Origin of the sequence: Streptomyces chartreusis (assembly GCF_008704715.1) — a bacterium.
Taxonomy (GTDB): domain Bacteria; phylum Actinomycetota; class Actinomycetes; order Streptomycetales; family Streptomycetaceae; genus Streptomyces; species Streptomyces chartreusis.
In genome coordinates, this window is the sequence record NZ_CP023689.1 from 7,789,602 (window position 1) to 7,810,706 (window position 21,105).

At 72.0% G+C, this 21,105-nt stretch carries 20 protein-coding genes; 14 read left to right on the forward strand and 6 right to left on the reverse strand.

What is annotated here, in order from left to right:
- Window positions 1–81 precede the first annotated feature (81 nt).
- From CP983_RS34410 to CP983_RS34455, 10 genes are all read left to right on the forward strand, one after another.
- Window positions 82–2,334: a molybdopterin oxidoreductase family protein gene (locus CP983_RS34410; protein WP_150503941.1), complete on the forward strand. Its 2,253-nt coding sequence runs from the start codon at window positions 82–84 to the stop codon at window positions 2,332–2,334.
- Window positions 2,335–2,466: 132 nt separating this feature from the next.
- Window positions 2,467–3,876, forward strand: coding sequence for a CitMHS family transporter (locus CP983_RS34415; protein ID WP_107909195.1), 1,410 nt, complete (start codon window positions 2,467–2,469; stop codon window positions 3,874–3,876).
- Between the two features lie 46 nt (window positions 3,877–3,922).
- Window positions 3,923–5,161: an MFS transporter gene (locus CP983_RS34420; protein WP_150503943.1), complete on the forward strand. Its 1,239-nt coding sequence runs from the start codon at window positions 3,923–3,925 to the stop codon at window positions 5,159–5,161.
- Window positions 5,162–5,258: 97 nt separating this feature from the next.
- The gene (locus CP983_RS34425; RefSeq protein ID WP_107909197.1) at window positions 5,259–5,870 is read left to right on the forward strand and encodes a hypothetical protein; all 612 of its coding nucleotides are present in this window, start codon (window positions 5,259–5,261) and stop codon (window positions 5,868–5,870) included.
- Window positions 5,860–6,738 (forward strand): class F sortase, encoded by an 879-nt coding sequence (locus CP983_RS34430; protein ID WP_150503945.1) that lies wholly within the window; start codon window positions 5,860–5,862, stop codon window positions 6,736–6,738. Before CP983_RS34425 ends, CP983_RS34430 begins: the two co-directional genes overlap by 11 nt.
- 240 nt (window positions 6,739–6,978) lie before the next feature.
- A complete protein-coding gene (locus tag CP983_RS34435; RefSeq protein ID WP_150503947.1) occupies window positions 6,979–8,316 on the forward strand; it encodes an ABC transporter ATP-binding protein in 1,338 nt (445 codons plus the stop codon).
- A 30-nt stretch (window positions 8,317–8,346) separates the two neighbouring features.
- Complete coding sequence (locus tag CP983_RS34440) at window positions 8,347–8,799, forward strand: DUF3574 domain-containing protein (protein ID WP_150503949.1); 453 nt, start codon at window positions 8,347–8,349, stop codon at window positions 8,797–8,799.
- Between the two features lie 117 nt (window positions 8,800–8,916).
- The gene (locus CP983_RS34445) at window positions 8,917–10,305 is read left to right on the forward strand and encodes an aldehyde dehydrogenase family protein (RefSeq protein WP_150503951.1); all 1,389 of its coding nucleotides are present in this window, start codon (window positions 8,917–8,919) and stop codon (window positions 10,303–10,305) included.
- 11 nt (window positions 10,306–10,316) lie between these two features.
- Window positions 10,317–11,396: a Zn-dependent alcohol dehydrogenase gene (locus tag CP983_RS34450; RefSeq protein WP_107909202.1), complete on the forward strand. Its 1,080-nt coding sequence runs from the start codon at window positions 10,317–10,319 to the stop codon at window positions 11,394–11,396.
- A 126-nt stretch (window positions 11,397–11,522) separates the two neighbouring features.
- Window positions 11,523–12,845: an MFS transporter gene (locus CP983_RS34455; protein ID WP_150503953.1), complete on the forward strand. Its 1,323-nt coding sequence runs from the start codon at window positions 11,523–11,525 to the stop codon at window positions 12,843–12,845.
- On the opposite strand, the gene CP983_RS34460 is transcribed toward CP983_RS34455, so the two are convergent.
- From CP983_RS34460 to CP983_RS34470, 3 genes are all read right to left on the reverse strand, one after another.
- A complete protein-coding gene (locus CP983_RS34460; RefSeq protein WP_150503954.1) occupies window positions 12,837–13,778 on the reverse strand; it encodes a DMT family transporter in 942 nt (313 codons plus the stop codon). The genes CP983_RS34455 and CP983_RS34460 overlap by 9 nt on opposite strands.
- 374 nt (window positions 13,779–14,152) lie before the next feature.
- Window positions 14,153–14,863 (reverse strand): ArsR/SmtB family transcription factor, encoded by a 711-nt coding sequence (locus tag CP983_RS34465; RefSeq protein ID WP_150503956.1) that lies wholly within the window; start codon window positions 14,861–14,863, stop codon window positions 14,153–14,155.
- 244 nt (window positions 14,864–15,107) lie between these two features.
- The gene (locus CP983_RS34470; RefSeq protein WP_150503958.1) at window positions 15,108–15,749 is read right to left on the reverse strand and encodes a TetR/AcrR family transcriptional regulator; all 642 of its coding nucleotides are present in this window, start codon (window positions 15,747–15,749) and stop codon (window positions 15,108–15,110) included.
- 87 nt (window positions 15,750–15,836) lie between these two features.
- Here CP983_RS34470 and CP983_RS34475 point away from each other — a divergent pair, with 87 nt between their 5' ends.
- From CP983_RS34475 to CP983_RS34485, 3 genes are all read left to right on the forward strand, one after another.
- Window positions 15,837–16,988 (forward strand): acyl-CoA dehydrogenase family protein, encoded by a 1,152-nt coding sequence (locus tag CP983_RS34475; protein WP_150503960.1) that lies wholly within the window; start codon window positions 15,837–15,839, stop codon window positions 16,986–16,988.
- Window positions 16,989–17,057: 69 nt separating this feature from the next.
- A complete protein-coding gene (locus CP983_RS34480; RefSeq protein ID WP_030955107.1) occupies window positions 17,058–17,303 on the forward strand; it encodes a YiaA/YiaB family inner membrane protein in 246 nt (81 codons plus the stop codon).
- Between the two features lie 89 nt (window positions 17,304–17,392).
- The gene (locus CP983_RS34485; protein ID WP_107909204.1) at window positions 17,393–18,016 is read left to right on the forward strand and encodes a TetR/AcrR family transcriptional regulator; all 624 of its coding nucleotides are present in this window, start codon (window positions 17,393–17,395) and stop codon (window positions 18,014–18,016) included.
- Between the two features lie 21 nt (window positions 18,017–18,037).
- On the opposite strand, the gene CP983_RS34490 is transcribed toward CP983_RS34485, so the two are convergent.
- Complete coding sequence (locus CP983_RS34490) at window positions 18,038–18,499, reverse strand: MaoC family dehydratase (protein WP_150503962.1); 462 nt, start codon at window positions 18,497–18,499, stop codon at window positions 18,038–18,040.
- Between the two features lie 149 nt (window positions 18,500–18,648).
- On the opposite strand from CP983_RS34490, the gene soxR reads away from it, so the two are divergent.
- Complete coding sequence (soxR, locus tag CP983_RS34495) at window positions 18,649–19,122, forward strand: redox-sensitive transcriptional activator SoxR (RefSeq protein WP_107909206.1); 474 nt, start codon at window positions 18,649–18,651, stop codon at window positions 19,120–19,122.
- A 22-nt stretch (window positions 19,123–19,144) separates the two neighbouring features.
- Here the strand turns inward: soxR and CP983_RS34500 are convergent, their stop codons facing one another.
- Together CP983_RS34500 and CP983_RS34505 are read right to left on the reverse strand one after the other, a co-directional pair.
- Entirely contained in the window at window positions 19,145–20,212 is a 1,068-nt protein-coding gene (locus tag CP983_RS34500) for an RNA ligase (ATP) (RefSeq protein WP_150503964.1), read from the reverse strand.
- 115 nt (window positions 20,213–20,327) lie between these two features.
- A complete protein-coding gene (locus CP983_RS34505; RefSeq protein ID WP_167537803.1) occupies window positions 20,328–21,047 on the reverse strand; it encodes a 3-keto-5-aminohexanoate cleavage protein in 720 nt (239 codons plus the stop codon).
- Between the last annotated feature and the right edge of the window lie 58 nt (window positions 21,048–21,105).

Consider the following 21,105-nt stretch of genomic DNA (forward strand, 5'->3'; position numbering starts at 1 on the left):
GAGGGCTCCCCTCCATGCATACCGGTCGGTATGCTCGGCCCGAGTCCCCGCGCCACTGACGCCGCCATCCGGGAGGACCCCGTGTCCCGCACCGCACTGCGAATCTGCCCCCTGTGCGAGGCCACCTGCGGCCTCACGCTCACGATCGAGGGAACCGCCGTCACCGGCGCCCGCGGCGACCGTGACGACGTGTTCAGCCGGGGGTTCATCTGCCCCAAGGGCGCCTCCTTCGGCGCCGTCGACGGCGACCCCGACCGGCTGCGCACCCCGCTGGTGCGCCGGGACGGCGAACTGCGCGAGGCCACCTGGGAGGAGGCCTTCGACGCGGTCGCCGCCGGACTGCGCCCGGTCGTCGAGCGGTACGGGCCCAACTCCGTGGGCGTCGTGCTCGGCAACCCCAACGTGCACACCGTGGCCGGCGCGCTCTACCCGCCGATCCTGATGGCAGGACTGCGCACCCGCAGCGTCTTCACCGCCTCCACGGTCGACCAGATGCCCAAGCACGTCTCCAGCGGGCTGCTCTACGGCGACGCCCTCGCGATCCCCGTGCCGGACCTCGACCGCACCGACCATCTCCTGCTCATCGGCGCCAACCCCCTGGAGTCCAACGGCAGCCTGTGCACCGCCCCCGACTTCCCGGGCAAGCTCAAGGCGCTCAAGGCCCGCGGTGGCACCCTCACCGTCATCGACCCGCGCCGCACCCGCACCGCCAGGCTCGCCGACCGGCACGTCGCGATCCGCCCCGGCACCGACGCGCTGCTGCTGGCGGCGATGGCGTACGTGCTCTTCGAGGAGGACCTGGTCGCCCTCGGCGAGTTGGCCCCGCACGTCCAGGGAGTCGAGGAACTGCGCGCGGAGGTACGGGACTTCACCCCGGAGTCCGTCGCCGACGCCTGTGACGTGGACGCCGGCACGATCCGTGCCCTGGCCCGCGAGCTCGCCGCCGCCCCGACCGCCGCCGTCTACGGCCGCATCGGCAGCTGCACCGTCCCGCACGGCACCCTCGCCAGCTGGCTCGTGGACGTCCTCAACATCCTCACCGGCAACCTCGACCGCCCCGGCGGGGCCCTCTTCCCGCAGGCCGCCACCGACAAGACACCCCGCCCCGCCGGCCCCGGCAACGGCTTCGCGCTCGGGCGCTGGCACTCCCGGGTCAGCCGGCACCCCGAGGCCAAGGGCGAGTTGCCGCTGTCCGCGCTCGCCGAGGAGATCGACACCGCCACCGCCGAGGGCGAGCCGATCCGGGCCCTCGTCGCCGTCGCGTCCAACCCGGTCCTGTCGGCCCCCGACGGCGACCGGCTCGACAAGGCCCTCGGCTCGCTCGACTTCATGGTCAGCGTCGACCCTTACCTCAACGAGACCTCGCGGCACGCCCATGTCGTGCTGCCGCCGCCCCCGCCCTCACAGAGCCCGCACCACGACTTCGCCTTCAACACCCTCGCCGTGCGCAACCAGGTCCGCTACACCCCCGCGGCCGTCCCGCTGGAACCGGGCCGCATGGCCGAGTCCGAGATCCTGGCCCGGCTGATCCTGGCCGCGACCGGCATGCACGGCGCCGACCCCGCCGCCGTCGACGCGATGGTCGTCGACCAGACCCTCGGCAAGGCGGTCAAGGAGCCGCACTCCCCGGTGCACGGCCGCGACCCCAAGGAACTCGCCGCGCAGCTCACCGGCGTCAGCGGCCCCGAGCGACGGCTCGACATGATGCTGCGCCTCGGCCCCTACGGCGACGGCTTCGGCGTACGCCCCGACGGGCTGACCCTTCAGAAGCTGCTCGCGCATCCGCACGGCATCGACCTCGGGCCGCTGAAGTCCCGTCTGCCGCAGCCGCTGAAGACCGTCAGCGGCAAGGTGGAGCTGCTGCCGGCGCCCATCGCCGGCGATCTGCCCCGGCTGCGGGAGGCGTTGCGGCACCGCCCCGAAGGGCTCGTCCTCATCGGCCGCCGGCATCTGCGGTCCAACAACAGCTGGATGCACAACGTCCCCGCGCTCACCGGCGGCTCCAACCGCTGCACCCTGCACATCCACCCGCAGGACGCCGAACGGCTCGGCGTACGGGACGGGGCGGCCGTACGCCTCAAGGGCGCCGGCGGAGAGGTGACCGCGCCCGCCGAGGTCACCGACGCCGTGCGGCCCGGTGTGGTGAGCCTGCCGCACGGCTGGGGTCACGACCGTCCCGGCACCCGGCTCGGCCACGCCGCCACCGACCCCGGAGTCAACGTCAACCAGCTCCTCGACGGCAGCCTGCTCGACCCGCTGTCGGGCAACGCGGTGCTCAACGGAGTGGCCATCGAGGTGTCCCCGGTGTCCGAAAAGATCACGGCTCTGACCTGAGCAAAGCTCTGACCTGGAGTTTTGCGCTTATTGCTCGCATGTCAACGTCTTGTTAACGCTGCCGAGCGAGTCCTAACGTCGTCGCACCCCCGGCCCTCGTGGGATGTTCAAGGGCGAACGTTAGGTATCCACATGCTGACCATCCTCGGCTTCGCCATGATCGCGACCTTCCTGGTCCTGATCATGATGAAGAAGATGTCGCCGATCGCGGCGCTCGTGCTTATTCCGGCACTGTTCTGTGTGTTCGTCGGAAAGGGCGCCAAGCTCGGTGACTACGTCATCGAAGGCGTCACCAGCCTCGCCCCCACCGCGGCGATGCTCATGTTCGCGATCGTCTACTTCGGTGTGATGATCGATGTCGGCCTCTTCGACCCGATCGTTCGGGGCATCCTGAAGTTCTGCAAGGCCGACCCGATGCGGATCGTCGTCGGCACGGCGATCCTCGCCGCGATCGTCTCGCTCGACGGCGACGGCTCGACCACCTTCATGATCACCGTCTCGGCGATGTACCCGCTGTACAAGCGCCTGAAGATGAGCCTGGTCGTGATGACCGGTGTCGCGGCGATGGCCAACGGCGTGATGAACACCCTGCCGTGGGGCGGCCCGACCGCCCGTGCCGCCACCGCGCTCAAGCTCGACGCCAGCGACATCTTCGTCCCGATGATCCCGGCCCTCGCCGTGGGTCTGCTCGCCGTGTTCGTGCTCTCGTACTTCCTCGGTCTGCGCGAGCGCAAGCGCCTCGGCGTGCTCACGCTGAACGAGGTCCTGGTCGAGGAGAAGGAGACCGAGACGGTTCTCGTGGGCTCCGCCGGCTCCGGCTCCGGTGCGGCCAAGTCCCCGGTGACGACCGGCGGTTCGGGCTCCGGCACCGACGCGGAGGACACCGAGGACGACGAGCGTTTCCAGGCCCTGGACCCCGACCGGCCCACCCTGCGCCCCAAGCTCTACTGGTTCAACGCGCTGCTGACGGTCGGCCTGCTGACCGCCATGATCATGGAATGGCTGCCGATCCCGGTGCTGTTCCTGCTCGGCGCCGCGCTCGCGCTCACCGTGAACTTCCCGCACATCCCGGACCAGAAGGCCCGTCTGGCCGCGCACGCCGACAACGTCCTGAACGTCTCGGGCATGGTCTTCGCCGCCGCCGTCTTCACCGGCGTCCTCCAGGGCACCGGCATGGTCGACCACATGGCCAAGTGGATGGTGGACGTCATCCCCGAGGGCATGGGCCCGCACATGGCCCTGGTCACCGGTGTGCTGAGCCTTCCGCTCACGTACTTCATGTCCAACGACGGCTTCTACTTCGGCGTCCTGCCGGTGCTCGCCGAGGCCGGTGCGGCGCACGGTGTCACCCCGCTGGAGATGGCCCGCGCCTCCCTGGTCGGCCAGCCGCTGCACATGTCGAGCCCGCTCGTCCCCGCCGTGTACGTCCTCGTCGGCATGGCGAAGGTGGAGTTCGGCGACCACACCAAGTTCGTGGTGAAGTGGGCGGCCCTCACCTGTCTGATCATCCTCGCGGCGGGCATGCTCTTCGGAATCATCTGATCCGCATCGCCCGGTCCACGCACACAGCTCACGGAGGACACGTTCAATGAGGCCCGGTGGGAACCGCGGCTGGCTGCTCCGCCTCGTCATCGCCTTCAGCTTCGCGCAGGGGGCGGTGTCGATGGCACGGCCCGCCGTCTCCTACCGGGCCCTCGCGCTGGGTGCCGACGAGCGGGCGATCGGTGTGATCGCGGGCGTGTACGCCCTGCTCCCGCTGTTCGTCGCCGTCCCGTTGGGCCGCCGGACCGACCACGGCCGCTGTGCCCCGCTGCTGCCGGTCGGCGTGGTCCTGATATCCGGCGGCTGTGCCCTCAGCGGCCTCGCGGACTCGCTGTGGGCGATGGCGGTCTGGAGCGGGGTGATGGGCCTCGGCCACCTCTGCTTCGTGATCGGCGCCCAGTCCCTGGTCGCCCGGCAGTCCGCCCCGCACGAACAGGACCGCAACTTCGGCCACTTCACGATCGGCGCCTCCCTCGGCCAGCTGGTCGGCCCGATCGCCGCGGGCGCGCTGATCGGCGGCCCGGACATGGCGGGGACCAGCGCGCTCGCCCTGCTGGTGGCCGGTGCGGGCGGCGCGGTCGCTTTCACCTCGCTGTGGCGCATAGAGAGCCCCGCGACGGCCGACTCCCGCAGGGAACAGGGCGAGCGGGTGCCCGTGCAGCGCATCCTGCGGGCCCGCGGCGTGCCCGCAGGCATCTTCATCAGCCTCGCCGTGCTGTCCGCCACCGACATTCTCACCGCCTATCTGCCGGTGGTCGGCGAGCACCGGGGCATCGCGCCGGCCATGATCGGCGTACTGCTCAGCCTGCGCGCGGCGGCCACCATCGCGTGCCGGCTGGTCCTGACGCCCCTGCTGCGGCTGCTCGGCCGCACCCTGCTGCTGACCGTGACCTGTCTGCTGGCGGCCCTGTTGTGCGCGGGCATCGCGCTGCCGGTGCCGGTGTGGGCGCTCGCCGTGATCCTGGCGGTGCTCGGCTTCTGCCTCGGCGTGGGCCAGCCGCTGTCCATGACGACGGTCGTCCAGGCGGCCCCCGAGGGCGCCCGCTCCACCGCCCTCGCGCTGCGGCTGACCGGCAACCGGCTCGGCCAGGTCGCCGCACCGGCGTCGGCGGGGCTGGTCGCCGGGCTCGCGGGGGTGGCGGCGCCGTTCGTGATGCTGGGCGCACTGCTGCTGGTGTCGGCGGGGACAGCGCTACGAGCGCCCGCGCGGCCGGCGGGGGAGCCCGAGGACGCCGGTAAGGCGAGCCTGCCGAGGGCGATCTTGCGTCGAAAGAGTGGTATCTGATGGGCCGTAAGGCGCTGCTTCCACGATTCGGCGTGCACATGTGAAAGAGAGTCAGAAGAGCGATTTGTACGAAAATCGTCTGACTCGGAGGACTCGCATGCCCACCACGCCTCTTCCACGCCGCGCCGCGCGCATCGCCGCCGTCACGGCGCTGACCGCCGCGCTGACTCCGCTCACCGGGATGCCGACGTCGGGAGCCGCGCCGATGGCGCCCGGCGACAATGGCACGCTCAAGATCCACACGGCGCCGTGGGACGGGGTCGCGCGCACGCCGTACGGGGACGCGATCGACGAGCCGAGGGTCTGCCGGTTCTACCTCGACGCGGCCAACTTCGAGACCATCACGGCCGTCACCTGGAACATCGGGACCCAGCCGAATGTGCCGGGCGGCGCCACGCTGCGCGGGACCCTCAACCTCGCGGGGGGCATCGGCCACACCGAGGACCTGAACCTGCCCGACGGGCAGTACCAGCTGACGTGGACGTTCACGGGCATCACGGGCGGCGAGCGGCAGAAGACCTTCTCGGTCGACTGCCGTACCTCGATGACGACGCCCCCGCCCGGCCCGCAGGGCGGTCCGCCGGCCGGCGGTGGTGGCATCGCGCGCGGCGAGGCCTTCACCACGGTCGCCGGTGCCGGCATCGTCGGCCTGGCCGCGGTGGGCGGGGTGATGTGGTTCCGGCTCCGTCGCCGTACGCATGGCGCGTAGAAGACGCAGGCCCTGGTATCGCCGGCGCGCCTACCGCCTGGCGAGGACGGCCGTACTGACCGTCTCGCTGGTGGTGGTCTGCGTCCGGTGCGACCACGAGCGGCCCGGAGCCGGTACGACCGCTTCGGGCTCCGCCGAGGCCTCCGAGGTCCGAGCCGCCGGCACCGGAGACGGTGCCGGCGGGGCGGGCGCCGACTCCCGCCCTCGCGCGGGCGATCCGCCTCCCGGCACCCGCGAGGCACCACCCGAACCACCCCCCGCCCCTGCCGTGCCCGCGACCGCCGGTACGGGCACGGCGAGCACCCCGGCCCCACTCACGCCCTCCCCGACACCCCAACCCGCCCGCGCCGGAAAGTCCGCCAAGCGCCCCGCCGGCCCCGCCCCCCTGCCCCGCTCCCGCGCGACCCGCCTCGTCATCCCCTACATCAGCGTCGACTCCCCGCTGATGGACCTGCACCTCGACAGCGAGCGGCGCCTGCCCGCGCCCCCGGAGGACGAGCCGAACCTGGTCGGCTGGTACGCGGACGGACCCTCACCGGGGGAGACGGGAACCGCCATCGCCGTGGGCCACCTCGACACCGATACCGGCCCCGCCGTCTTCGGCGGCCTCGGCGAACTGAAGCGCGGCAAGCGCATCGAGGTCCGGCGCGCCGACGGGCGCACCGCCGTCTACTCCGTCGACGCCATCAAGACGTACCAGAAGGACAAGTTCCCCAACCGGGAGGTGTACGGCGCCCGGTCCCGGCCGGAGCTGCGGCTGATCACCTGCGGCGGCAACTACAACCGCAGGACCGGCTACACCGGCAACGTCGTCGTGTACGCCCATCTGAAGGCGACCCGGGAGCCGAAGGGCGGCGGCCGGCGCTGAATCCGGCCGTCCGTTTGCCCGCCTGATGGACAGCGGCGCCCGATTCGGCCCGTTCCCTTCCCCCGGCCGCATACATTCCGTTAACTTCCGTGACTCACACACCCCGTGCGACCCGCACGAGGCGTTCGACCGCGGAGCACCAGGGCCCGTCCGGCGGAGCGCGTGCCGGACCGTACGCACCCATCGCCCGGCATGCCGGACGGGCCCCGGCGCCTGAATGAGCCCCCGGGGGCATCCGTCATGACACGCGCCATCTCCCTGCACGACGTGAGCAAGTCCTACACGCGGGGCACCCGTGTCGTGGACCGGCTCACACTGGACATCGAGCCCGGTGAGTTCCTCGTGCTGCTCGGGCCCTCCGGCTGCGGCAAGTCCACCGTGCTCAGGATGATCGCCGGTCTTGAGGAGATCGACGAGGGCGAACTGCTGCTGGACGGCGAGTGGGCCAACGACCTGCTGCCGGCCGACCGGCGCATCGCGATGGTCTTCCAGAATTTCGCCCTCTATCCGAGCATGACCAGCCGCGACAACATCGGCTTCCCGCTGCGCATCGAGGCGCCCGGCGAGGACCCCGGTACGCGGGTGGACGCCACCGCCCGAATGCTGGGCATCGAGGACCTCCTCGACCGCTTCCCCGCCCAGCTCTCCGGCGGCGAACGCCAGCGCGTCGCCATGGGCCGGGCCATCGCAAGGCACCCCTCCGCGTTCCTGATGGACGAGCCGCTGTCCAACCTCGACGCCAAGCTCCGCAACCATCTGCGCGCCGAGATCTCCGGTCTCACCCGCAAGCTGGGCGTCACCACGGTCTACGTCACCCACGACCAGGCCGAGGCGATGTCCCTCGGCGACCGGGTCGCCGTGCTGCGCGGCGGCGTCCTCCAGCAGGTCGGCACGCCCCGCTCGGTGTACTCGCTGCCGCGCAACGTCTTCGTCGCCGCCTTCATCGGCACCCCGCGGATCAACCTGCTGCGCGGCGTCGTGCGCGCTCCGCTGGACGGTGCGATGACCATCAGCCTGGGCAAGCAGTACCTCCGGCTGCCCGAACCCCTTTGCCTGGACCACCAGTTGCTGCGGGTGCAGCAGGGGCGCGAGGTGATCGTGGGCCTGCGTTCGGAGGCCGTCCGCATCGCGAAGCCCGCCAGTGCCCGCCCCGGCGAGGTGCACATCACCGGCCTGGTCGAGCATGTGGAGTTCCAGGGCCACGAGGTCCTCGTCCACTTCAACACCGGCTCCCGGCCGGCCGTCGTCCCCGACCTGGAGGCCCCGCGTCCGGCGCCGCCGGTCCGGCGCAGACGCCGTGACTCCGGCTCGGTGCTGGAGCGGCTGCGCAACCGCGCGGGCGCCCTGCGCGCCGGTCCTGTGGTGGCACTGGAGCACCCGGCCGACGGCGCCCACGACCCCGCGCCGCCCGAGGGCCGGCTGCCCGGCGACCTCATCGTCCGCACCACCCCGGACTTCGACCTCCGGCACGGCATGCACGTCCCGCTCCTCGTCGACCTCGCCCATCTGTTCGTCTTCGACCAGCACGGCGACCGCATCTGCCCGGCCCCGACGCGACTGCCGGATCTGGAGGAATGACGCACCTCGGACATAGGTAGTCATGGGTGCATGAACGTGCAACTCACCCGAACTCGGGCTTCCTTGGTGGTCGCCGGCCTGCTCCTTGCCGTCGGCGCCCCGACCGCCTACGCCACCCTCGACGACACCGCCGCCGCGGTGCCGGCGCGCGGAGAGCCGTACGTCGAGACCCGGTTGTTCTTCGGCACCGCACGCCCCGACGGCGGCCCGGCCGTCACCGACCGGCAGTTCATGGAGTTCGTCGACGAGGAGGTCACGCCCGGTTTCCCGGACGGGCTCACCGTGCAGAGCGGGCGCGGGCAGTGGCGGGACGCGAACGGGACGATCGAGAAGGAGACCTCGTACGAGCTGATCCTGCTCTACCCCGAGGCGCTGGCGCAGGACGGCGACCGCAGGATCGAGGGGATCCGGAGCGCCTACGAGAAGGCCTTCGGGCAGGAGGCCGTGGGGAGGGTGGACGACCGGGCGCGGGTCGACTTCTGATGTCATGGGGTCCGGCTGATCGGCCGGGGTGTCTGGCGCGCAAAAACTATCGCCGCTAGTTTATGAGCCCGGCGACCGCAGCCGGACGACGAGGCGCCCCGCCCGGGAGGAAGCGTGATGAAGGCACACGACGGCATGTACATCGACGGCGCGTGGCGCCCCGCCACGAGCGGGGACGTGATCGAGGTGGTGAACCCGGCCGACGAGCAGGTCATCGGGCAGGTCCCGGCCGGCACCGCCGCCGACGTCGACGCGGCCGTACGGGCCGCCCGAGCCGCCTTCCCGGGCTGGGCCGCCACCCCGCCCGCCGAACGGGCCGCACGGCTGGCCGCCCTGCGGGACGTCCTGGTGGCCCGCAAGGACGAGATCGCCGAGACCGTCACCGCCGAACTCGGCTCGCCCCTGAAGTTCTCCGAGGCCGTCCAGACCGGCGCGCCGATCGGGGTCGCGGGCTCGTACGCGGAACTCGCGGCGACGTACGCCTTCGAGGAGCGGGTCGGCAACTCGACCGTGTACCTGGAGCCCCTCGGTGTGGTCGGCGCGATCACGCCCTGGAACTACCCGCTCCACCAGATCGTCGCCAAGGTCGCCGCGGCGCTGGCCGCGGGCTGCACGGTGGTCCTCAAGCCCGCCGAGGACACCCCGCTGGTCGCCCAGCTCTTCGCCGAGGCGGCCCACGAGGCCGGCGTCCCCGCGGGCGTCTTCAACCTGGTCACCGGCCTCGGCCCGGTCGCGGGCCAGGCGATCGCCGAGCACCCGGACGTCGACCTGGTCTCCTTCACCGGCTCCACGGCCGTCGGCCGGCAGATCGCCGCGGTGGCCGGAGCGGCGATCAAGAAGGTTGCCCTGGAGCTGGGCGGCAAGTCCGCCAACGTCATCCTGCCGAGCGCCGACCTGGCCAAGGCGGTCAACGTCGGCGTCGCCAACGTGATGTCCAACTCCGGCCAGACGTGCAGCGCCTGGACGCGGATGCTGGTCCACCGCGACCAGTACGACGAGGCCGTCGAGCTCGCCGCGACCGCCGCCGCGAAGTACGGCGAGCGGATCGGCCCGGTGGTCAGCGCCAAGCAGCAGGCACGGGTCCTCGGCTACATCGAGAAGGGCGTCGCCGAGGGGGCACGGCTGGTCGCGGGCGGCACCGAGGCGCCGCGCGAGCAGGGCTGGTACGTCAGCCCGACCGTCTTCGCCGATGTGACGCCCGAGATGACGATCGCCCAGGAGGAGATCTTCGGCCCGGTCCTGTCGATTCTGCGCTACGACGACGAGGAGGACGCCCTGCGCATCGCCAACGGCACCGTCTACGGCCTCGCGGGCGCCGTGTGGGCCGGCGAGGAGGCGGAGGCGGTGGCCTTCGCGCGCCGGATGGACACCGGGCAGGTCGACATCAACGGCGGCCGCTTCAACGTCCGCGCCCCCTTCGGCGGCTACAAGCAGTCTGGCGTGGGCCGCGAGCTGGGCGCACACGGCCTGGCCGAGTACCTCCAGACCAAGTCCCTGCAGTTCTGAGGAGCCCGCACATGGTTCGCGCCGCCGTCCTGCCCGCCGTCGGGGCCCCGCTGGAGGTCACCGACATCGAACTGCCCGAGCCCGGCCCCGGCCGGGTCCGCGTCCGCCTCGCCGCCGCCGGCGTCTGCCACTCCGATCTGTCCCTGTCGAACGGCACCATGCGCGTCCCCGTCCCCGCGGTCCTCGGCCACGAGGGCGCCGGCACCGTCGTGTCCGTGGGGGAGGGGGTCGGTCATCTCGCGCCGGGCGACGGAGTCGTCCTCAACTGGGCCCCCTCGTGCGGCAGTTGCCACGCCTGCGGGCTCGGCGAGGTCTGGCTGTGCGCCAACGCGCTGAACGGCGCCGCCGACGTCCACGCCCGCACCGCCTCGGGCACCGAACTGCATCCCGGCCTGAATGTGGCCGCGTTCGCCGAGGAGACGGTCGTCTCCGCCGGCTGCCTGCTGCCGCTCCCGGACGGCGTCCCGCTCACCGACGCCGCCCTGCTGGGCTGTGCCGTCCTCACCGGCTACGGCGCCGTGCACCACTCGGCGCGGGTGCGGGAGGGCGAGACCGTCGCCGTGTTCGGCGTCGGCGGGGTCGGCCTGGCCGCCCTCCAGGCCGCCCGGATCGCGGGAGCCTCGAAGATCGTCGCCGTCGACGTCTCCCCGGAGAAGGAGGAACTGGCGCGTGCGGCGGGAGCCACCGACTATGTGATCGCCTCCGAGAACACCGCCCGTGAGATCCGGGGCCTGACCGGCAAGCAGGGCGTGGACGTGGCCGTCGAGTGCGTGGGCCGCGCGGCCACCATCCGCACCGCCTGGGACTCCACCCGCCGCGGCGGCCGCACCACGGTCGTCGGCATCGGCGGTAAGGACCAGCAGGTCACCTTCAACGCGCTGGAGATCTTCCACTGGGGCCGCACCCTCTCCGGCTGCGTCTACGGCAACTCCGACCCGGCCCGGGACCTGCCGGTGCTGGCCGAGCACGTGCGCGCGGGGCGCCTGGACCTGGGCGCGCTGGTGACGGAACGGATCGCGCTGGAGGGGATTCCGGCGGCCTTCGAGAACATGCTCGCGGGCAAGGGCGGCCGGGCCCTGGTGGTGTTCTGAGCCTCTGATGTCGCCCGGGGCCCTCGGGTGCCCCGGGCAACCTTCCCGCGCAACCGTTGACCCCATACCGTCCGGTCAGTACGTTCGCCGCCAACGTCCCCACCGCACCCACCGGAGTGTGCACGCATGGACATGGCCCCCTCCGCTCACCCAGCCACCACGACCGCCCTCCCCACGGTCAACCGGCGCCGCGTGGCCACAGCGGCGGCCCTCGCCTCGGCCGTCGAGTGGTACGACTACTTCGTCTTCGGCATCGCCGCAGCCCTCGTCCTCGGCGATCTGTACTTCCCGGCCGGTAGCCCCACCGCCGGAGTGCTCGCCGCCTTCGCCACCTTCGCGGTCGGCTTCCTCGCCCGCCCCATCGGCGGCATCGTCGCGGGCCAGCTCGGCGACAAGCGCGGCCGCAAGCCCATGCTGGTCCTCGCGCTCACCCTCATGGGCATCGCCACCACCGGCATCGGCCTGCTCCCGACGTACGAGACGATCGGCGTCGCCGCCCCCATCCTGCTCGTCGTGCTGCGCATCGCCCAGGGCGTCGCCGTCGGCGCCCAGTGGGGCGGCGCGATGCTGATGGCCACCGAGTACGCCCCCGAGGGCAAGCGCGGCGTGTACGGCAGCGTCGTCCAACTCGGCGTCCCCATCGGAGTGGTGACCGCCAACACCGTCTTCCTGCTGGCCGGAGCGTTCACCAGCGACGCCCAGTTCGCCGCGTGGGGCTGGCGGGTGCCGTTCCTGATCGGCCTGTTCGTCCTCGCCCTCGCCTGGTACATCCACACCCGCGTCGAGGAGACCCCCGAATTCCGGGAGGCCGAGCGTGCGTTGACCGAGAAGGAGAAGACGGAGCAGGGCAGCCCGCTCCGCACCATCCTCAAGGACCACCTGGGCACGGTCCTCCTCGCCGGCGGCTCCTTCGCCGTCAACACCGCGACCTTCTACATCCTGATCACCGGCGTCCTCGACTACACGACCCGGGAACTCGACATGGAGAAGAGCGCGGTCCTCACCGTCTCGCTCTGCGTCAGCCTCACCCAGCTGGTGCTGATCCCGGCCGCCGCCGCGCTCTCCGACAAGGTCGGCCGCATCCGCGTCTACGCGCTCGGCGCGGCCGGCATAGCCCTGTGGGCAGTCCCCCTGTTCCTGCTGATCGACACCGGTTCACTGCTGTGGCTGGCGGTCGGCAGCTTCGTCGCGAGCTGCTTCCTCAGCATCATGTACGGCCCCCAGGCGGCCCTGTTCGCCGAGCTGTTCACGCCCGAGATGCGCTACACCGGCGCCTCCCTCGGCTACCAGATCGCGGCCGTGCTCGGCGGCGGGCTCGCCCCGTTCGTCATGGTGCTGCTGCTGGAGGCCACGGGCACCTCGATGGCGGTGTCCGCCTACATCATCGTCCTCGCCGTGATCGCCCTGCTGTCCATCAAGGTGCTCGCCGACAAGGCGCGTTCACTGTGACTCGCGGGTCTGCTCGGGTCGCGGCACGCTCGCCACGACCCGGGCCGACCGGGTCCTGGACCGGGACACCGCCACACCCGCCAGACACAGCAACCCGCCCGCCAGCGTCAGCAGCCCCGGTACCTCGCCGAGCGCCAGCCACGACATCAGCACGACCAGCGCGGGCACCGCGTACGTGGTCGCGCCCATCCGGCTCGCGGTCGTCCTGGCCAGGGCGTACGCCCACGTCGTGAACGCGAGCGCCAGCGAGAAGACGCCCAGATAGACCAGGTTGAGCGTCGCGGACAGCGAGGCGTGGGCCGCGTCGTCGACGAGCTGCCCGGCGAACGGCAGGCAGAGCGCCGCGCCGACCAGACACCCGTACGTCGTCACCTGGAGCGCGCTCGCATGGCCGAGCGCCGGCTTCTGCGCCACCGCGCCGCCCGCGTAGCCGATCGCTGCGAGCAGGCACAGCACCACGCCGAGCATCGAGGAGCCGCCTTCGCCGGACATCGAGAGCCCCACGGTGACGGCACCGGCGAACGACACGGCCATGCCCGCCAGCAGTCGCGGCGGCATCGGATCGCCGAGCACCCGGGCGCCGAGCAGCGCGATGAGGATCGGCCCGGTGTTCACCACGAGGGCCGCCGTGCCGGCGTCCACCTGCTGCTCGCCCCAGCTCAGGACGACGCTGTAGAAGCCGAACCACAGCAGCCCCGATATCGCGATCCCGGGCCAGGCCGCCCTGGGCGGCAGCCCCTCCCGGCGAACCAGGCAGATGAGCCCCAGCACCACGGCCCCGACGAGCAGCCTCCCCAGCGCGAGCGCACCGGGCGAGTACTCGGCCCCGGCGCTACGGATGGAAACGAAGGCCGAGGCCCACATCACGACAGTGACACCGGCCGCCCCGGCGGCGAGCAGGTCGGGACGGCTGGCGGAGGAGGTGTTCATCATGCTCCAGAGGCTAGAAACGAAGGCCGACGAAGACCGGCGGATTTCGGACGGGGCATGGCTGCCGGGCCCGGCGAAGACCCCGCCGACCCCCGCCAACCAGGGGCGCGGGGAACTGCGCGACCAGCCCCCACGCACCCGCACTCGACACGTCGAAGGACACGCCGGGCCCGGCGAAGACCCCGCCGACTCCCGCCAACCAGGGGCGCGGGGAACTGCGCGATCGACCCCCACGCACCCGCACTCGACACGTCGAAGGACACGCCGGGCCCGGCGAAGACCCCGCCGACTCCCGCCACCCAGGGGCGCGGGGAACTGCGCGACCAACCCCCACCCACCCGCACCCGGCACACAACACAAGGCCCCGAGCCGCCGTCTCACCCCAACGCCCCCGCCTCGATCCCCAAGAGTTCCCCCAGCGCCCGCGCCCCCGCCGGAGTCACCTTCACCGCCCGCTCCGACCCGATCCGCACGCACCACCCCGCCTCCAGCGCATGCCGGCACAGGGCAGCCCCGGAGACCCCCGCGAGATGGGGCCGCCGTTCGGTCCAGTCGAGGCAGCCCCGGGCCAGCGGACGACGGCCACTGCGGTCGAGGGGGATGCCCGCGGCGTCGAACCAGCCGAGCCCCGCCTCGGTCAGCGCGAACCCCGTGTCCTGCCGCAGCAACCCCCGCGAGGTCAACGCGTCGGTGACCGCGATACCGAGCCGCCCGGCGAGATGGTCGTAGCAGGTCCGGCCGCGGGCCATCGCCGAACCGGCGCTGGACTCCCGCAGATTCCGGGGCCGGCGCACCGCCCCGGGGCTCACCTGCGCGGCCAGGTCCTCCACCAGCTGTGCGACCCGCTCGTCGGCCAGCCGGACGTACCGGTGCCGCCCCTGCCGCTCCTCGGTGAGCAGCCCGCCCCCGACCAGCTTGCCGAGGTGCTCGCTCAGCGTCGACGCCGCGACGCCCGCGTGCCGCGCCAGCTCACCGGCCGTCCAGGCCCGCCCGTCGAGCAGCGCCAGCAGACAGGCGGCCCGGGTCTCGTCGGCGACGAGTCCGGCGAGGCGGGCGAGCTGCGTCGCCTGGGGGTCCTTGGTGGCCATGCGTCCAGGATGGGGCACGGACACTTCGGCGCGGGCCGAAGAATAGGCCGAGCCGACGCCCGCAGGGTAGTGATCGACCGACCCACCCGGCAGGACACTCAGGCGTCCGGTGCCGCAGGACCAGGTGCTCACGCGTCCCGCATAGCCCCACAGGGCTCAGACGTACCGCACCACCCAGCCCCGCAGGGCTCACGCGTCCCGCATCGCCCCGCAGGGCTCACGCGTCCGCCCCGCCCCGCAGCGCTCAGACGTCCCGGCCGACCTGCTCGTACTGCCCGGCCAGCCCGTCCAGCAGCGCCGTCAGCCCCGTTTCGAACGCCCGCTCGTCGATCTTCTCCTGCTGCTCGGCGAGGAGGTGGGCCTGCCCGAGGTGCGGGTAGTCGGCGGGGTCGTACGCGCTCGCGTCGTCCACGAACCCCCCGGCGAACGAGCCCAGCGCCGACCCCATGATGAAGTATCGCATCAGCGCGCCGATGGACGTGGCCTGCGCCGCCGGCCACCCCGCCGCCACCATCCCGCCGTACACGGCGTCGGCGAGCCGCAGCGCCGCCGGGCGACGGCCGGGCCCGCGGGCCAGGACGGGCACGATGTTCGGGTGGTCGCGCAGGGCCGCACGGTAGGAGACGGCCCAGTCGTGCAGCGCGGTCCGCCAGTCCCGGCCGTCCTCGAACATCGACAGGTCGACCTGCGCGCTCACCGAGTCGGCGACCGCCTCCAGGATCTCGTCCTTCGTGCGGAAGTGGTTGTACAGCGACGGCCCGCTCACCCCGAGCTCGGCGGCGAGGCGGCGCGTGGAGACGGCCGACAGGCCCTCCGCGTCCACGAGTTCGCGAGCCGTCTCGACGATCCGGTCGTAGCTGAGGAGGGGCTTGCGCGGTCGGGCCATGGCGCACATAGTAGGGCTGCTCAACGGAAACTAGCAGTGCTAATTTAAATGTACGGCTTTCAATCTACGTCTGTGGGGTGACTCCGCATGAACCTGGAGCTCAGCGAGGAGCAGACCGCCGTCCGCCGCCTCGCCCGGGACTTCGTGGACCGCGAGATCGCACCGAACGTCGTCGAGTGGGACCGTGCGGAGGAAGTGGACCGTGCGCTCGTCAAGAAACTCGGCGAGGTCGGCTTCCTCGGCCTGACGATCGACGAGGAGTACGGCGGCTCGGGCGGCGACCATCTCGCGTACTGCCTGGTCACGGAGGAGCTGGGACGCGGCGACTCCTCGGTGCGCGGAATCGTCTCCGTCTCCCTCGGCCTGGTCGCCAAGACGATCGCGACACGGGGCAGCGAGGAGCAGAAGCGGCGCTGGCTGCCCGGGCTCACCACGGGCGAGCTGGTCGGCTGCTTCGGCCTCACCGAGCCGGGCACCGGCTCCGACGCCGGCAACCTGTCCACGCGGGCGGTGCGCGACGGCGGGGACTACGTCCTCAACGGCACCAAGATGTTCATCACGAACGGCACCTGGGCCGACGTCGTCCTGCTCTTCGCCCGGTCCACCGACGCGCCGGGCCACAAGGGCGTCTCGGCCTTCCTGGTCCCCACCGACACGCCCGGCCTGACCCGCCGCACCATCCACGGCAAGCTCGGCCTGCGCGGCCAGGCCACGGCCGAGCTCGTGCTGGAGGACGTACGGGTGCCCGCGTCGGCCATGCTGGGGGAGGAGGGCAAGGGCTTCTCGGTCGCGATGGCGGCCCTGGCCAAGGGGCGGATGTCGGTCGCCGCGGGCTGCGTCGGCATAGCCCAGGCCGCACTGGACGCGGCCGTCCGCTACGCGGGGGAGCGCGAGCAGTTCGGCAAGCCGATCGCCCACCACCAGCTGGTCCAGGAGCTGATCAGCGACATCGCCGTCGACGTGGACGCGGCGCGGCTGCTGACCTGGCGGGTCGCCGACCTGATCGACCGCGGGCAGCCCTTCGCGGTGGAGTCCTCCAAGGCCAAGCTCTTCGCCTCCGAGGCGGCCGTGCGCGCGGCCAACAACGCCCTCCAGGTCTTCGGCGGCTACGGCTACATCGACGAGTACCCGGCGGGCAAGCTGCTGCGGGACGCCCGGGTGATGACCCTCTATGAAGGCACCAGCCAGATCCAGAAGTTGCTCATCGGGCGGGCGTTGACGGGAGTTTCGGCGTTCTGAGTATCCGCGCCCGCCGGCTAGGTACTTCGGCGGATGTGGTTACGGCCACATCCGCCGACCCTTGTCCCCATGAGTGACGCATCGGGCAAGCAGCAGAACACCGCCGCCTTCTACGGCCAAGCGGTCGCCTCCTTCGCGGTCGCCATGGCCGCCACCGCCATCGGCATCTTCAAACTCAACGCCGACGCCTGGGTGCGGGCCTTCCTCGCGATCGCCGTCCTGTACCTCGTCACCTCCGCCTTCACGCTCGCCAAGGTGATCCGGGACCGCCAGGAGGCCGACCGGCCCGCCTACCACCCCTTCGAAAAGCTCTGAGGACCCCGGACACCGTGTCGGGCCGCTAAGCGCCCGCTCACCCTGGGCGGTATGGTGGTCCCTCTGTCAGCGAGAGGGGCGAGTGAGCGATGAGTACGGCGGAGGAGACGGCCGGCGGCGAGACGTCGGCGTGGGCCGAGGTCACGCCCGACGCGGCCCGGCGGCTGCTGATCGCCGCCGTGGAGGCCTTCGCCGAGCGCGGGTACCACGCCACGACGACCCGTGACATCGCGGGCCGCGCCGGCATGAGCCCGGCCGCGCTCTACATCCACTACAAGACCAAGGAAGAGCTGCTCCACCGGATCAGCAGGATCGGCCACGAGAAGGCCCTGGACATCCTGCGGACCGCGGCCCGGCGCGAGGGCACCCCCGCCGAGCGGCTCTCCGACGCCGTGAGCTCCTTCGTCCGCTGGCACGCCGGGGGCCGCACCACCGCACGGGTCGTGCAGTACGAACTCGACTCGCTCGGCCCGGACGCCCGCGCCGAGATCCTCGCGCTGCGCCGGCAGTGCGACGCCGAGGTGCGCGCGATCATCGAGGACGGGATGGGCGCCGGCGACTTCGACGTCCTCGACGTCAAGGGCACGACCCTCGCCGTGCTGTCGCTGTGCATCGACGTGGCCCGCTGGTTCAACGTCGACGGCCCTTGGACGCCCGACGAGGTCGGCGCGCTGTACGCCGACCTCGTGCTGCGGATGGTGGGGGCGAAGTAGGCCCGGCCGGGAGCCCTCGGGCTACAGGTAGTAGCGCGAGACGGACTCGGCGACGCACACGGGCTTGTCCCCGCCCTCGCGCTCCACGGTGAACGCGACGCTGACCTGGACGCCGCCCGTCACGTCGTCCACGCCGGTGATCGTCGCGGTGGCGCGCAGCCGCGAGCCCACGGGCACCGGGGCGGGGAAACGCACCTTGTTCGAACCGTAGTTGACGCCCATCTGCACGCCCTCGACCGTGATGAGCTGAGGGCCGAAGAGCGGGAGCAGCGACAGGGTGAGGTACCCGTGGGCGATGGTCGTCCCGAAGGGGCCGGTCGCGGCCTTCTCCGGGTCGACGTGGATCCACTGGTGGTCACCGGTGGCCTCGGCGAACAGGTCGATCCGCTTCTGATCGACCTCCAGCCAGTCCGTGTACCCCAGCTGCTCGCCCACCGCCGACCTCAGGTCGTCGACGGAGGTGAAGATCCTCGGCTCTGCCATGTCCCGGCCTCCCGCGTCACGTATGCCCAGTGTGTGATGTGCCCAGTGGGCAATGCCTGCGCCCATGTCTAAGCAACTGCTTAGCATGCTAGGTGACGGGGCCTCTGTCAACGGACCGGGAGGGTGACGCGGGTAGGTAGGTTTGAGGGGTGCCCCAGATCCCCGAGAAGATCCACGAGCTCACGGTCGGCCAGCTGTCCGCCCGTAGCGGCGCCGCCGTCTCCGCCCTGCACTTCTACGAGTCCAAGGGCCTCATCAGCAGCCGGCGCACCTCCGGCAACCAGCGCCGCTACACCCGTGACACGCTGCGCCGCGTCGCCTTCGTGCGGGCCGCGCAGCGTGTCGGCATCCCCCTGGCCACGATCCGGGACGCCCTCGCCGAACTGCCCGAGGAACGCACGCCCACCCATGAGGACTGGGCGCGGCTGTCGGAGGCGTGGCGCTCCGAGCTGGACGAGCGCATCAGGCAACTCAACCGCCTGCGCGACCACTTGACCGACTGCATCGGCTGCGGCTGCCTCTCGCTGGACAGCTGCGTCCTGTCCAATCCGGACGACGCCTTCGGCGAGAGGATGGCGGGGTCGCGACTGATGGTGGAGCGAGGGAGAGGGCGTCGGGGATGAGGCGTTGCAACGCCCGCTCCGTTCACTCGTACTCCGTGCCGCCCTTGCGTGTCAGATAGGCCGGGCTGACCGCCTTCGCTATCGCCCGACCGCCGGTCACCGTGCTGTACCGCTCGACGGCCGGACGTATCACCACGCCCTCCCGCAGATGCAGCTCCCGCCCGGACACGGTCTCGCGCCCGCTCGCGACCTGAAGCACCCGCTCGATGTCGAAGGGACCCTCGAACAGCCGCGGCACCAGGGGCAGTTCCCCGTCCAGGACTTCCGCCGCGTCCAGCCACCGCACATGCCCGTCGATCTCCGCGGACACGTCGAACGCGGCGTACCCGAGCGTCTCGCGTCGGCCGTCGGCGCCGTACGTCAGGTCCTGCACGCCGGCTCCGAAGACCTCGCCGAAGACGCCGACCCGCCGGGCCCCGAGCCGTTCGGCCAGCCGGGCCGCCGCCTCGGCGACGCCGTGCCCCCGGATCGCCCGCCAGTACAGGTTCCGCGACTCCTCGCGCAGCGCCAGCGACTTCGATCCGAAGCCCTTGGAGGAGACGTACACCCGCTCCTCGTCGGCGACGTAGGTCAGCAGGCAGGCGGAGCCGTGCAGCTTTTCGGTCAGGACCACCGGCTCGCCGGGCGTGAAGATGTCCGGATACCGCTGGATGTTCTCGATGTCGACCCACGGCAGCAGATCCGGCGCCGATTCCACGTCGCCCGACATCGTCGGAGGGATCGGCGGCACCCACTTGGTGATCCCGAGCAGCTCGGCGAAGTCGGTGCCCTCCGCGGCCGCCCGCGTCAGGTCCACGTCGCCGAGCGCCTTGGGCCGGCACACGATCCCCTGCGACAGCTCACCGCGCAGCCGCACCGCCTTGACCCGGTCGGACGCGCTGCCCGCCAGCCGCCCGGTCAGCCCCAGCTCCTCGATCAGGCCGGCCGGCAGCACCGCCTGTTCGGGGATGTACACCGCGGCCTCACCGGAGCGGTACGCGCCCTTGGCGACGACGGCCCGGTACAGACCCACCTGGGCCAGCTCCAGCGCGTCGGCGTTGGGATGTTCATGGACGGTCAGCACTTCGGCGGTGACGCGCAGCGTCGACATGAGGGAGCTCCTTCAGGTCCTCGGTTCTCGTTTCATCGCCCCCAACTGTCCGTACGGGAAAGGGATGGAGCGACCGATTTACGCCCTGCTATCGTCGCGGACCCCGGCCCGGCGCTCAGGGCAGCCGGCCGTACTGGACCAGCCCTTCCGCCACCAACCGGGCGTTGGACAGGGCCCGTTCGCCGTTCGGCAGGGTCAGCGTGTCCTCCAGGCCGATGCGCGTCGCGAGCCCCAGCCGTCCCGCCAGTCGCAGCACCGGCCATGCGCCCCCGTCCTCCCCGTGCAGCAGCACCGGGCGGCCGAACGCCGGGCCCAGGCCGGCAAGCAGCGCCCGCGCGCTCGCCTCGGCCGTCTCCGCCGAGGTATCCGTCACCTCCGCCAGCACCCGCAACACCCTTGGCCCCAGCGGCGAGGCGGCGAACCGGGCCGCTCCGTCCGTGCCGGACCAGATGCCCGCCTCCACGCCCACGCCCCGCTCGATCAGCGCCGCCGCGAGCTCCTCGGCACCCGCCTCGTGCCAGTTGACCGAGGCGTGGTCCGGCAGCACCGTCCAGCTGCGAACACGCTGTAGCCGCGCCACGGGATCCGGCTCGGTCCACGCGCCCGTCGTCACCCCGACCGGCACCGACACCCGGGCCCGTATCGCCTCCAGCGTCGGCGCGAGCACGCGGGGCGAGAGGCTGTCCTGCCCGCAGGGGGTCTTGGGGTGGACGTGGATGTCCGTGGCCCCGGCCGCGACGGCCCCGGCCGCGGATTCGGCCAGCGCCTCGGGCGAGAGCGGCACCACGGCGCCGTCGCCCGCTCCGCGCGGTCCGTTCAGACACACCTGGATCATGTGCCGATGGTGCCAGTCACCACTGACAGTCGTCGCTGCCCCGGCAAAGGGGGGTGCG

What these genes read in the sequence shown, in the direction of transcription:
- CP983_RS34415 (WP_107909195.1), top strand. Translation starts at nt 2,467, where the DNA reads ATGCTGACCATCCTCGGCTTCGCCATGATCGCGACCTTCCTGGTCCTG.
- CP983_RS34420 (WP_150503943.1), top strand. Translation starts at nt 3,923, where the DNA reads ATGAGGCCCGGTGGGAACCGCGGCTGGCTGCTCCGCCTCGTCATCGCC.
- CP983_RS34425 (WP_107909197.1), top strand. Translation starts at nt 5,259, where the DNA reads ATGCCCACCACGCCTCTTCCACGCCGCGCCGCGCGCATCGCCGCCGTC.
- CP983_RS34430 (WP_150503945.1), top strand. Translation starts at nt 5,860, where the DNA reads ATGGCGCGTAGAAGACGCAGGCCCTGGTATCGCCGGCGCGCCTACCGC.
- CP983_RS34435 (WP_150503947.1), top strand. Translation starts at nt 6,979, where the DNA reads ATGACACGCGCCATCTCCCTGCACGACGTGAGCAAGTCCTACACGCGG.
- CP983_RS34440 (WP_150503949.1), top strand. Translation starts at nt 8,347, where the DNA reads ATGAACGTGCAACTCACCCGAACTCGGGCTTCCTTGGTGGTCGCCGGC.
- CP983_RS34445 (WP_150503951.1), top strand. Translation starts at nt 8,917, where the DNA reads ATGAAGGCACACGACGGCATGTACATCGACGGCGCGTGGCGCCCCGCC.
- CP983_RS34450 (WP_107909202.1), top strand. Translation starts at nt 10,317, where the DNA reads ATGGTTCGCGCCGCCGTCCTGCCCGCCGTCGGGGCCCCGCTGGAGGTC.
- CP983_RS34455 (WP_150503953.1), top strand. Translation starts at nt 11,523, where the DNA reads ATGGACATGGCCCCCTCCGCTCACCCAGCCACCACGACCGCCCTCCCC.
- CP983_RS34460 (WP_150503954.1), bottom strand. Translation starts at nt 13,778, where the DNA reads ATGATGAACACCTCCTCCGCCAGCCGTCCCGACCTGCTCGCCGCCGGG.
- CP983_RS34465 (WP_150503956.1), bottom strand. Translation starts at nt 14,863, where the DNA reads ATGGCCACCAAGGACCCCCAGGCGACGCAGCTCGCCCGCCTCGCCGGA.
- CP983_RS34470 (WP_150503958.1), bottom strand. Translation starts at nt 15,749, where the DNA reads ATGGCCCGACCGCGCAAGCCCCTCCTCAGCTACGACCGGATCGTCGAG.
- CP983_RS34475 (WP_150503960.1), top strand. Translation starts at nt 15,837, where the DNA reads ATGAACCTGGAGCTCAGCGAGGAGCAGACCGCCGTCCGCCGCCTCGCC.
- CP983_RS34480 (WP_030955107.1), top strand. Translation starts at nt 17,058, where the DNA reads ATGAGTGACGCATCGGGCAAGCAGCAGAACACCGCCGCCTTCTACGGC.
- CP983_RS34485 (WP_107909204.1), top strand. Translation starts at nt 17,393, where the DNA reads ATGAGTACGGCGGAGGAGACGGCCGGCGGCGAGACGTCGGCGTGGGCC.
- CP983_RS34490 (WP_150503962.1), bottom strand. Translation starts at nt 18,499, where the DNA reads ATGGCAGAGCCGAGGATCTTCACCTCCGTCGACGACCTGAGGTCGGCG.
- CP983_RS34500 (WP_150503964.1), bottom strand. Translation starts at nt 20,212, where the DNA reads ATGTCGACGCTGCGCGTCACCGCCGAAGTGCTGACCGTCCATGAACAT.
- CP983_RS34505 (WP_167537803.1), bottom strand. Translation starts at nt 21,047, where the DNA reads ATGATCCAGGTGTGTCTGAACGGACCGCGCGGAGCGGGCGACGGCGCC.